The following is an 11,649-nucleotide window of genomic DNA, read 5'->3' as shown; positions in this document are numbered from 1 at the left end:
GCTTTCGGGCAATGGGAAGTCCGCTGGACTTTGGTAGTAAGAAAGTGACCGGCCGCACGATTTTTCGACCTTGGTATAAGAGCTAAAAATCGCCGAGTCCCTAGACTTGCGGCCTTGCACTCCCTACTGCTCGAGGTTTTTCCATGTACCGTGATCGCGTGCGTATGTCCTCCCTGCTGGACAAGGTGATGACTGCCGACCAGGCCGCGGCCCTTATCAAGGACGGCATGACTGTCGGCATGAGCGGATTCACCCGCGCCGGTGAAGCCAAGGCCGTACCCAAGGCCCTTGCCGAACGCGCCAAGCAGGAACCGCTGCGCATCAGCCTGATGACCGGCGCCAGCCTGGGCAACGACCTCGACAAGCAGCTCACCGAAGCCGGCGTGCTGGCCCGTCGCATGCCGTTCCAGGTCGACAGCACCCTGCGCAAGGCGATCAACGCCGGCGAGGTGATGTTCATCGACCAGCACCTGTCCGAAACCGTCGAGCAGCTGCGCAACCACCAGCTGAAGCTGCCGGACATCGCGGTCATCGAAGCCGTGGCCATCACCGAGGAAGGCCACATCGTGCCGACCACCTCCGTGGGCAACTCGGCGAGCTTCGCCATCTTCGCCAAGCAGGTGATCGTCGAGATCAACGTCGCGCACAACACCAATCTGGAAGGCCTGCACGACATCTACATCCCGACCTACCGCCCGACCCGCACGCCGATCCCGCTGACCAAGGTCGACGACCGCATCGGCACCACCGCGATTCCGATCCCGGCGGAAAAGATCGTCGCCATCGTCGTCAACAACCAGCCGGACTCCCCGTCCACCGTGCTGCCGCCGGACGACGAGACCCAGGGCATCGCCAACCACCTGATCGACTTCTTCAAGCGTGAAGTCGAAGCCGGCCGCATGAGCAACAGCCTCGGCCCGCTGCAGGCCGGCATCGGCAGCATCGCCAACGCGGTGATGTGCGGCCTGATCGAGTCGCCCTTCGAGAACCTGACCATGTACTCCGAAGTGCTGCAGGACTCGACCTTCGACCTGATCGACGCCGGCAAGCTGCGCTTCGCCTCGGGCAGCTCCATCACCCTGTCGACCCGCCGCAACGCTGACGTGTTCGGCAACCTGGAGCGCTACAAGGACAAGCTGGTGCTGCGTCCGCAGGAGATCTCCAACCACCCTGAAGTGGTCCGTCGCCTGGGCATCATCGGCATCAACACCGCACTGGAATTCGACATCTACGGCAACGTCAACTCCACCCACGTCGGCGGCACCAAGATGATGAACGGCATCGGCGGCTCGGGCGACTTCGCCCGCAACGCGCACCTGGCCATCTTCGTCACCAAGTCCATCGCCAAGGGCGGCAACATCTCCAGCGTGGTGCCGATGGTCAGCCACGTCGACCACACCGAGCACGACGTGGACATCCTGGTCACCGAAGTCGGTCTGGCCGACCTGCGTGGCCTGGCGCCGCGCGAGCGCGCCCGGGTGATCATCGACAACTGTGTGCACCCGTCCTACCGCGACGCCCTGAACAGTTACTTCGAAGCCGCCTGCAAGCGCGGCGGCCACACCCCGCACCTGCTGCGCGAGGCGCTGGAGTGGCATATCAATCTGGAAGAACGCGGCCACATGCTGGCGGCGAGCTGATCAGGAGCCTTTTGCGGGCCATTCAGCAATGAATGGCCCGCAAGGGTTTACAGCCGAAAAAAAACCACGTAAAAACACTCCCGAACAGATTTTTATCCCGCCTCAACTGTTCAGCTCTCCCCGCCACCACCCCGATCGGCACCCTCGAAACAACCCAGACGCCCACCAATTGCGCACCAGAATGGAGCGCAACGGTACAGTTCGCCCCGAAAAACACCATTACAGTTCAAAATAACAATCGGCTGACCAGTCGCAATACAGTTCAACTGTACCTATCCGTCCTGATCAAATAGTCAGATCATATGCTCAATCAATTCAGCAACTGACTACTCGCCACAAGCGAGAAGGATGACCACCATGGAACGTACCCTCGGTTCCGCAGCTCTGAGCACCACCCGTAGCACCTCCAGCGCCCATCGTGGCTTCGTCGGCACCGTCCGCCTGTGGCAGCGCCGCATGGAAAGCCGCCGCCAGCTGGCCCGCCTGGACTCCCGTCTGCTGGCCGACGCCGGCATCAGCGAAGCCCAGCGTTACAGCGAACTGAACAAGCCGTTCTGGCGCTGATTCAACAGTACAACTGAGCCACTCTCTCCAGGCTCGTCATAACTGTACTGGTTGCATGCCCTGGCCGCTCAGCCCGAGCGGCCTTCGGGCAACAGCTCTTCTCTCTCCGCTTTTTCGTCCAGCAGGTTGCGGTACAGATCTGCCCAGACCCGCCCCATTGCATCCGCGGTGAACAGTTCGTGATAACGGACTTCCGCCTGCCGCCCCATCTCCGCCGCCGCCCCGGGATTCTCCCAGCACCAGCGCATCGCCTGGCGAAACGCCTGCGGATCGCTCGGAGGCACCACCAGCCCCGTCAGGCCATGGACATTGATGAAGCTGGTTCCGGTGCCGATTTCACTGGAAATCATCGGCTTGCCATACATCGCCCCTTCGAGCAGCGAGATACCGAATGCCTCCGAACGCAGATGTGATGGGAAAACGATCGCACGCGACAGTTGCAGCAGGGCGACCTTGTCTTCTTCGCTGACACGACCGACGAAGCGGACGTGCGACTCGATCCCGAGCGCTGCGGCCTGCGCCTTGAGTTGCTGCTCCAATGGACCGGCCCCGACTATCACCACCGGATAGCCTGTGCCCTGCGCCGCTTCCAGGAGAATGTGCAGCCCCTTGTAGTAGCGCATCACGCCAACGAACAGGAAGAACCGCTCCCCCACGGCACGGCGCCAGCGCTCGACGCACTCCTCGGCAGGCGTGGGGTAGGCCTGCTTGTCCAGGCCGTAGGGGATGACGTGCGCCTTGTGCCGGTAGCGACGCAGCACGTCGCTCGACCCCAGGTAGTTGGGCGACGCCGCGACGATCCGGTCGGCACTGGCGAGGAAGCGGTGCATGAGTGGCTGGTACAGTTTGAACAGGTGCTTCTGGCGAACGATATCGGAGTGATAGGTGACCACCGTCGGCTTGCGTATGCCTGACAGCAGGTGCACCACATCCATGAAGGGCCAGGGGAAGTGGAAGTTGATGATGTCCGCCTCGGCGGCGAGCCTGCGAAATTGCGGCACTACGCTGTAGGAGAAGCCGGTGGACGCCAGCTGCAGATCGAGGCGCGCGCGGAACACCCGGTGGCCGTCGACCACCTGCTCGGCCGGTTCGGGATTGGCGCTCAGGGTCAGCACCTGATTCTCGATGCCATGGCTGTGCCCGGTGCGGCACAGCTGGTTGATCACCTGCTCGATGCCGCCCACGGAGTCGGGCAGGTAGGTCTTGAAGAAGTGCAGTACGCGCATTCAGCCCCCCAGAACCTTGCGGTAGACATCGCTGGTGATTCGGGCACAGCGTTGCCAGCTGAACCCCTTCGCCCGCTCAAGACCGAGCATCCGGCAGCGCTGCCAAAGAGACTCGTCTTCCACCAGCCGCTGTATGGCGACACTCATTTCCCACGGGTCCTGCCCATCGACATACAGCCCCGCCTCGCCAGCCACTTCCGGCAGTGACGAGGTGCGCGTCAGCACCACCGGCACGCCACTGGCCATGGCCTCCAGCACCGGCAGGCCGAAGCCTTCGTACAACGAGGGGAACAGCAGCGCCCGAGCCCCCGCGAGCAGCTCCGCCAGCACGGCATCGCTCTGATAGCCCAGCACCTTCGCACGGCCCTCTGCCAGGGCAGTCTTCAGACTGCCACCCAACTGCTCCGTGCGCCATCCCGGCATTCCGGCTATGACCAATGGCATCCTCAGGCGCAGGCTTTCCGGCAGGAGCGCATGGGCGCGCAGCGCCAGCTCGAGATTTTTCCTGGGCTCCAGTGTGCCGACACAGATCAGGTACTGGCCCGCGGTCAGGCCCAACCCGCTCAACGCCGGTGCCAGCGACGGGTAAGGCCGCGGATGAAAGCGCGCGGCACTTCCCAGGGGGGCGACCGTCACCCGCCCCTCGGGCAAGCCGAAGTACCGGCGAACCTCTACGGCGACATGTTCGGAATCGGTGAGCACCTGTTGCGCCCGTTCCACGCCCCGCCCCACCTGGCGCTCGATTTCCGCCAGGCGATCGGCCGGCTGGGTCTGCGGGTAGTGCACATGCGTCAGATCGTGCAACGTCATGATCATGGGGCCGTCGAATTCCAGCGGCCACAGGCTCGGCTCGTGGTACAGATCGACCTGACGGCGCTGGAGGCCCCTGTCGAAAGCGCTTTGCTCCAGCCAGCGCCGAATCCGATAGGCACCCGGCACCCGCTTGGCCAGTGAAGCCTTGCTCGAATAGCCCGGCAAGGGTGCCGACGGTAGGTCGGTCCCCCAGGTCCGGCCCAGGAACAGGTCCAGGTCCACTCCGGCCTGTTCTCGCAGCGCCCCGGTCAGGGCCGCCACGTACTGGCCTATCCCGGTTCGCGGCGCCTGCAGGATGCGGGCGTTGAGCACGACGCGCACGTCAGCTCAGTTCCACTTCGCGCCGCGGTTGGTGACGCACGTTCAGGGCGTGCAGCACGCGCTCCACCAGCTGCTGGCTGGCCTCGCGCCAGCCGAGCCAACGCCAGTCGGCCACGCTGCGGGCCGCCGGGAAGCACTTGCTCGACTCAAACGCCTGCACCAGGGCCACCAGGGTTTCGGGATGCTCGAGGTCGAAATAGGCGACGAAGTCGCCGCCCACCTCACGGAACACCGGGATGTCGCTGGCCATGACCGGCAACTGGCGCTGCATGGCCTCGACCAGGGGCAGGCCGAAACCTTCGACATGGGACGGGAAGACCAACGCCCTGGCGTGTGCGTAGGCATACTCCAGACCGCGATCATTGAGCTTGTTGAACATGAACAGGCGCTGATTGAGCTGCGGATGGTTCTGGATCCGCTCGACCAGCGCGTCGCACTTCCAGCCGACACGGCCGATGATGCACAGCCTGGCCCGCGAGCCCTGGGCCCAGAGCAGCTCGAAGGCATCCAGCAGGTAGGCGTGGTTCTTGCGCGGCTCGATGGTGCTGACCATCAGGTAGACCGGGTCACCCGCGTCGAACATCCGGACCAGTTCGCCGTCCAGCTCGGAGTGGTCGTGCACCAGGTCCAGTTCGGAGCCCAGGTAGAAGTGCTCGAACCACAGCTGCCGGGCCGCATCCTCGCCACGGCGGCGAACGATCTCGGCGCGCACCTGGTCGCGAATGGTGGTGGAGATGCAGATGAAGCCATCGGCCTTCTCGGCGATCCAGTCGAACCAGCGGTCGAATACCTTCACCAGGCCGGCATCGCAGAATTGCGGGTGGGTGCAGGGGATCAGGTCGTAGATCACCGATACCAATCCCACGCCCTGCGTCTTGAGGCGCTCGGCGACCGGGAAGAAGTCCGCGTGCCAGGACGAGTCGAGCAGCAGCAACTGATCGCCCGGCTGGACCTCCAGCGGCGCGAGGCGCTCGGGCACCACGTGATTGCGCGAGGCGAACATGGCAAGGCGCAGCGGCAGGGTGATCGCCAGGCTGGCCAGCCTGGCCAGCACATAGAGTGCGCGCCGGGCGTTATGCCAGCGGCTCATCGGCCAGCGCCGTTCCAGCCGTGCGTGCCACATCCAGTAGTGGTTGCGCAGCTGCTCCAGGGTGACCTTCATGCGGCTGTGCCACGGCAATTTCTCGGTCGGAAGCGGTGCCAGGTGCAACACCCGGGACATGCGCCCGCGGGAAAACACCACGGGAATGCACTCCACCTCGCTGTGCACGCTTTCCAGATGACGGATGACGTTGCGCACCACGCGCTGGATGCCGGAGTTCACATGGGGATGTTCGAAGACGTAGGTGCATTCGACGAGCAGGCGCATCAGGACAGGCTCCTGGCGTTGGAAGTCCGGGGTTCAGGCAACGTCCGACGGATGTCTATATCCGCATCGAGCCAGGTGCAACCGACGAAATCCTCCTGGCGCAGGTTCATGACCTGGAACACCAGCCCGTAGTCGCGCCACTCGTAATTGCGGTCCAGATGCGAGTCCAGGCGCGACAGGCTGAAGGCCACTGAATAGTTGCCCTTTCCAAGGCGCATGGGAAATGCAAACCGGTAGGTAATGCGCTCACCGGCCTGCAGGCCTTCGAGGGCCTGCTCCTTGCGATGGGTGTTGATGCCATACATGGGTTGGCCGAAGCGGTCCTTGATCATGAAACCCAGCACGAGACGCTCAACCGGTGCGCGCACCTCGACATCCACCTCGATGCACACGGCCTGTCCTACTTCCACCACTTCCTGCAGGTGGCCCTTGTCGTCCAGCAGGCGCACGTCGAGGATCGCCGCCTCGCCGCTGCCGGAGATGGTCCGCACCTTGCCGTCGGCGAGCATTTCCTGGCGCACGGTGCTGCGCTCGCGTTCGGCGAGCAGCGCGTTGTAGTAGTCCATTACCGATTCGGGATTGCCCTGCATGACCAGCTTGCCGCCGTTGAGCAGCAGCGCCCGGTCGCAGATCGACTGAATCGCGCTGCGATCATGGGAGACGATCAGTAGCGTGGTGCCGGAACGACGGAAGCTGCGGATGCGCTCGAAACTCTTGTGCTGGAAGTAGGCGTCACCCACCGACAGCGCTTCATCGACGATCAGCACGTCCGGACGGCGAGCGGTCGCCACGCTGAACGCCAGGCGCATCTGCATGCCGCTGGAATAGGTGCGCACCGGCTGGTCGATGGCGTCGCCGATCTCGGCGAAGCGCTCGATGTCCGGCATCAGGCCGTGGATTTCCTCCACGCCCAGGCCCAGCAACTGCCCCGCCATGATGACGTTCTGCCGCCCGCTGAAGTCCGGATGGAAGCCCATCCCCAGTTCAAGCAGGGCGGCCACCCGCCCCTGGACCTCGATACGTCCGGTGGTGGCCTGGGTGGTGCCGGCGATCATCTTCAGCAAGGTGCTCTTGCCGGCGCCGTTCACTCCGACGATACCGATGGCCTCCCCGGCTTCCACCTCGAAATCGAGGCCCTGGAGAATCCAGTGCACGCTGTGGCGCGGCCTCGCCGGCCAGAGCCACTCCAGCAAGCGCGAGGCGCGCGTGGGGTATTGCTTGTAGGCCTTGCCCAGGCCGTTGACGCTGATCCTGCCCATCAGAGCTCATCCACCATCTCGCCCGAACGGGCTCGGAACAACGCCATGCCGCACACGCACAGCAGCAGACCCAGCGCCGCAATCGGCAACAGACTCGACCATTCGGGCCAGGCGCCCCTGAGGAAGAGTTCCTGGTAGGCGTGCATCAACGCGGTCATGGGATTGAGCTCGACCAGGGCGCGGATGCCCTGCGGCAGGATCGACAGCGGATAGACGATGGGCGTCAGCCAGAACCAGAACTGCAGGGCGATGCCGAAGAACTGCCCGACATCGCGGAAGAACACGTTCAGGATACCCAGCACCATCCCCAGGCCGGCGGCGAACAGCAGCTGGATCGCCAGCAGCACCGGCAATGCGACCAGGGCGATGCCCGGCAACCGGCCGGTGATCGCCAGGAAGCCGAGGAAGATCGCCAGGATGATCGCGAAATTGACCCCGGCATTGAGGATGACGATCAGCGGCAGGCAGATGCGCGGGAAGCTCAGCTTCTTCAGCAGGTTGGCGTTGTCCAGGAACATCGTCAGGCTGCGTCCGACGATCTCGCCGAACAGCCCCCAGGTGAGCAGCCCGGCGCAGAGGAACACGCTGTAGGCCAGGCCATCGTCCACGCCCGGCAGGCGGGCGCGCATCACCTGGGAAAAGATCACGGTGTAGACCAGGATCATCGCCAGCGGATTGAGCACCGTCCACAGCGCGCCCAGCATGGAATTGCGGTATCGCGCCTGGAATTCGCGCTTCACGCTGCCAACGATGAAGCCGCGATAGGACCAGACCGAGCGCGAAACAGCCAACAACATCTAGCGTGCCCTTCCGTAGATATCCTCGAAGCGGACGATATCGTCCTCGCCCAGGTATTCGCCGCTCTGCACCTCGACCATCACCAGATCGATCACGCCCGGATTCTCCAGGCGATGGCGGTGGCCCGCGGGAATGTAAGTGGACTCGTTGCTGTTCACCAGGCGTACCGACTCGCCATTGGTGACCTTGGCCATGCCCTGCACCACGACCCAGTGTTCGCTGCGATGGTGATGCATCTGCAGCGACAGCGCGGCGCCGGCCTTGACCACGATGCGCTTGATCTTGAACCGCGCTTCCTCCTCCAGCACCGTATAGGTGCCCCAGGGGCGGCTGACCGTTCGATGCAGGCGATAGGCCTCGTTCTCGCTGTCCTTGAGCTGCTTGACCACCTTGCGCACATCCTGGGCGCGATCGGCGCGGGCGACCAGGATCGCGTCGGCGGTCTCGACCACGATCAGGCCTTCGACGCCCACGGTGGCGATCAGGCGCCCCTCGCTCTGCACGTAGTTGTCCCGGCTGTCGACGAAGATCGCGTTGCCGGCCGCGCGATTGTTGTCGGCATCCGCGTTCACCAGCGCGCTCATGGCGGTCCAGGAGCCGATGTCGCTCCAGTCGAAGGTCGCCGGCACGACGGCGACGCGGTCGGAGCGCTCCATCAGCGCATAGTCGATGGAGATGTCTTCCAGGGCGCAGAAGTGCTCGTGGGGCAACTCCTGCTGGACCACATTGCCCATCTCCTCCGGCTGACTCGCCATCTGGCAGTCGATGGCCTGTGCCAGCATCTCGGGCGCGTGCTTCTCCAGCTCGCTGATGAAGGTGCCGACGGTGAAGCAGAACATCCCCGAGTTCCACAGGAAGGTGCCGGCCTGGAGGAATTGCCTGGCCGTGTCCAGATCGGGCTTCTCGACGAAGCGCTTCACCGTGCTGCCACCCCTGGCGTCCAGCGCATCACCGGTCTCGATGTAGCCGAAGCCGGTTTCCGGCGTGGTCGGCACCACGCCGAAAGTCACCAGGCGCCCCTGGGCAGCCAGCTCGACCGCATGCTCCACGGCGCGGGCGAACGCCTCGACGTCACGGATCAGGTGGTCCGCCGGCATCACCACCATGGTCACGTCGTCGCCATGCAACGCGCGCAGCGCCAGGGCCGCGACGGCGATGGCGGGCGCGGTATTGCGCCCGGCCGGCTCGAGGATGAAGTGGCCGCGCTGGCGCAGCTTGGCGGCCTGGAAGTGGTCCTTGCTCTGGAAGTAGTAGTCGCGGTTGGTCACCGTGACGATGCTGCCGTCGACGCCCAGCAGGCCGGCTGCGCGTCGATAGGTCTTGTTCAGCAGGGACTGCCCGTCGGGCATGGCCATGAACGGCTTGGGCTGACCTTCCCGGGACACCGGCCACAGCCGTGTGCCAGCACCGCCGGAGAGGATGACAGGAATGAGCATGGCTTACTCCTTGTCGACGCGACGCAGGTCGGCGTCAACCATCATGTGAATCAGCGACTCCAGGCTGGTCTGCGGGCTCCAGCCCAATACGCGCTCCGCCTTGCCCGGATTACCCAGCAGCACATCCACTTCCGCCGGGCGGAAGAAGGCGGGATCGATCACCACATAGTCCTGGTACTTCAGGCCGACGTACTCGAATGCAATGCGGCACATCTCGCGCACGGTGGTGGTCACACCGGTGGCCACCACGTAATCATCCGGCCGGTCCTGCTGCAGCATCCGCCACATGGCCTCCACGTAGTCGCCGGCAAAGCCCCAGTCACGCTTCGCGTCGATGTTGCCCAGGCGCAACTCACCCTGCTTGCCGAGCTTGATGCGGGCCACCGCATCGGTGACCTTGCGTGTCACGAACTCGATGCCGCGCAGCGGGGACTCGTGGTTGAAAAGGATGCCGCTGGAGGCGTGGAGCTTGAAGCTCTCGCGGTAGTTCACGGTGATCCAGTGGCCGTAGAGCTTGGCCACCCCATAGGGGCTGCGCGGGTAGAACGGCGTATTTTCGTCCTGCCGCTCGGCCTGGATCAGGCCGAACATTTCGCTGGTGGAGGCTTGGTAGAAGCGTGTTTCCGGGCTGAACTGGCGAATGGCTTCCAGCAGATGAGTCACCCCCAGGCCATCGACGATGCCGGTGGTGACGGGCTGGTCCCAGGAGCTGCCGACAAAGCTCTGCGCGCCCAGGTTATACAGCTCATCCGGCCGCGCCTTGATGACCGCGCGCTGCACCGAACTGGCATCGGCGAGGTCGCCATCCAGATAGACGATCTCGGACTCGATTCCCAACTCCCGCAGACGCCAGCGCGTGTCGGTACTGCGGCGGGCGACCAATCCATGGACCTTGTAGCCCTTCTCCAGCAACAGCTTTGCGAGGTAGGCACCATCTTGACCGGTCAGGCCGGTGATCAGAGCACTTTTTGTCATTCTTGTATTTCCCGTGACTGCCAGTCAGACAAGATCGACTGCAGTGTCTGCCTTATTGTTATAGAGGGTTTCCACTGCGTCGCACGCTGCAGCTTCGAGTAGGACGCCCTTACCCTGCGCTGCTCCGCACGGCGCATCCGCGCTGGGTCCTCGACCAGCTCGACATCAGTCCGGGCGAGTTCGGCGAGCATCAGGATCAAATCCCGTATTTTTCTTTCTTCCCCCGAGCAGACGTTATAGGTCTCTCCCGCTTCACCCCGCTCGAGAATCGCGAAGTAGGCGGCGATCACGTCCCGTACATCGAGAAAATCCCGGGTCACGTCAACGTCGCCGACGGCAAGCCGGGGCGGCTGTCGGCCCGTGGCGATGCGCACGATCTGCTTCGCCGCGCTGGCCATGACGAAGCTGTCCTTCTGGCCGGCGCCGATATGGTTGAAAGGGCGGGCGACCGTGACCTGCCAGCCTTCGCTGATCCCCCACTGGTGGCACAGGTGCTCCGCGGCCAGCTTGCTCACGGCGTAGGGGTTGCGGGGCTCGGGTATCCGCAGCTCGGTCACCGGCAGATCGGATTCGTCCACCTGACCGTAGACATCACCGGAGCTCACGTAAAGGAATCGCCCGCTGAAACCACCGGACTTGAGCGCTTGCAGGAGATTGAGGGTGCCCAGGACATTGATTCCGAGCGTCCTGGCCGGATCGCGGAACGCTTCGGGAACGAAGGTCTGTCCCGCCAGATGAATGACCGCGTCCGGCGGTTGTTCGCACCAACCGCGCAGCGATTCCGGACGGGTGAGATCGTAGGGCGCCGGTGGCAGAACAAGACGCCATGCCGCTTCCGGCTGATCGAGATGCCGCTGCAGGTGCTGCCCGACAAATCCGGTGAGGCCAGTGACCAACAGGGTTTTCTTCAAGGTGACCCCACTCCGCGCGGACAGAGGTTCCACATGGCTCAACCGGCCTGGATAGAGTGGCTCCTGCCGATTGCCATGGGACGATTCTTATGAATTGCGGACAATCTGTGCCAAAAACGTCATGAACACAACCGCCGAGACCGTGACCGGTCAGTTCTCGATTTGCACCGTGACAAACGTCACCCGAATACTTCCCGAGCCGCATGACGGTGTGTTTAGAATGCAGCGGCAGTCACGTTCAGATACTCCGGCCGGTCCGTCCGGCGGAGACCCAACGGTCTCCACATTCCCGATGGCCCGGCGCCACCACCTACAACAAGAATACGCAGGAGCGGCC

Annotated in this window: 10 protein-coding genes; 2 read left to right on the top strand and 8 right to left on the bottom strand. The window is 63.9% G+C overall.

Going from position 1 to position 11,649, the window contains the following annotated elements:
• The first annotated feature begins 143 nt into the window (after window positions 1–143).
• Both scpC and AC3B6A_RS00445 read left to right on the top strand, forming a co-directional pair.
• Window positions 144–1,640 (top strand): succinyl-CoA:acetate CoA-transferase ScpC, encoded by a 1,497-nt coding sequence (scpC, locus tag AC3B6A_RS00450; RefSeq protein WP_488400363.1) that lies wholly within the window; start codon window positions 144–146, stop codon window positions 1,638–1,640.
• 357 nt (window positions 1,641–1,997) lie between these two features.
• Window positions 1,998–2,204 carry a DUF1127 domain-containing protein gene (locus AC3B6A_RS00445; RefSeq protein WP_488400362.1) on the top strand — a complete coding sequence of 69 codons (207 nt, stop codon included), beginning with the start codon at window positions 1,998–2,000 and terminating at the stop codon, window positions 2,202–2,204.
• A 68-nt stretch (window positions 2,205–2,272) separates the two neighbouring features.
• On the opposite strand, the gene AC3B6A_RS00440 is transcribed toward AC3B6A_RS00445, so the two are convergent.
• From AC3B6A_RS00440 to AC3B6A_RS00405, 8 genes are read right to left on the bottom strand one after another with little or no spacing between them, the layout of a single operon-like run.
• A complete protein-coding gene (locus AC3B6A_RS00440; RefSeq protein WP_488400361.1) occupies window positions 2,273–3,430 on the bottom strand; it encodes a glycosyltransferase family 4 protein in 1,158 nt (385 codons plus the stop codon).
• Complete coding sequence (locus AC3B6A_RS00435; protein ID WP_488400360.1) at window positions 3,431–4,564, bottom strand: glycosyltransferase family 4 protein; 1,134 nt, start codon at window positions 4,562–4,564, stop codon at window positions 3,431–3,433.
• Between the two features lies 1 nt (window position 4,565).
• Complete coding sequence (locus AC3B6A_RS00430; RefSeq protein WP_488403742.1) at window positions 4,566–5,936, bottom strand: glycosyltransferase family 4 protein; 1,371 nt, start codon at window positions 5,934–5,936, stop codon at window positions 4,566–4,568.
• On the bottom strand, window positions 5,933–7,192 hold the full coding sequence (locus tag AC3B6A_RS00425; protein ID WP_488400359.1) for an ABC transporter ATP-binding protein: 1,260 nt from the start codon (window positions 7,190–7,192) through the stop codon (window positions 5,933–5,935). The genes AC3B6A_RS00430 and AC3B6A_RS00425 overlap by 4 nt, the downstream gene beginning before the upstream one ends.
• Window positions 7,192–7,989, bottom strand: coding sequence for an ABC transporter permease (locus AC3B6A_RS00420; RefSeq protein ID WP_488400358.1), 798 nt, complete (start codon window positions 7,987–7,989; stop codon window positions 7,192–7,194). The genes AC3B6A_RS00425 and AC3B6A_RS00420 overlap by 1 nt, the downstream gene beginning before the upstream one ends.
• Window positions 7,990–9,426, bottom strand: coding sequence for a mannose-1-phosphate guanylyltransferase/mannose-6-phosphate isomerase (locus AC3B6A_RS00415; protein ID WP_488400357.1), 1,437 nt, complete (start codon window positions 9,424–9,426; stop codon window positions 7,990–7,992). It lies immediately after the preceding gene.
• 3 nt (window positions 9,427–9,429) lie between these two features.
• Window positions 9,430–10,401 carry a GDP-mannose 4,6-dehydratase gene (locus AC3B6A_RS00410; RefSeq protein WP_488400355.1) on the bottom strand — a complete coding sequence of 324 codons (972 nt, stop codon included), beginning with the start codon at window positions 10,399–10,401 and terminating at the stop codon, window positions 9,430–9,432.
• Window positions 10,398–11,312: a GDP-mannose 4,6-dehydratase gene (locus tag AC3B6A_RS00405; RefSeq protein ID WP_488400354.1), complete on the bottom strand. Its 915-nt coding sequence runs from the start codon at window positions 11,310–11,312 to the stop codon at window positions 10,398–10,400. The genes AC3B6A_RS00410 and AC3B6A_RS00405 overlap by 4 nt, the downstream gene beginning before the upstream one ends.
• Window positions 11,313–11,649 lie beyond the last annotated feature (337 nt).

The sequence above is a fragment of the Pseudomonas sp. B12(2026) genome (assembly GCF_057767015.1).
Note: the sequence above shows the minus strand (reverse complement) of the source record. Positions and strands in the feature narration are given on the sequence as shown.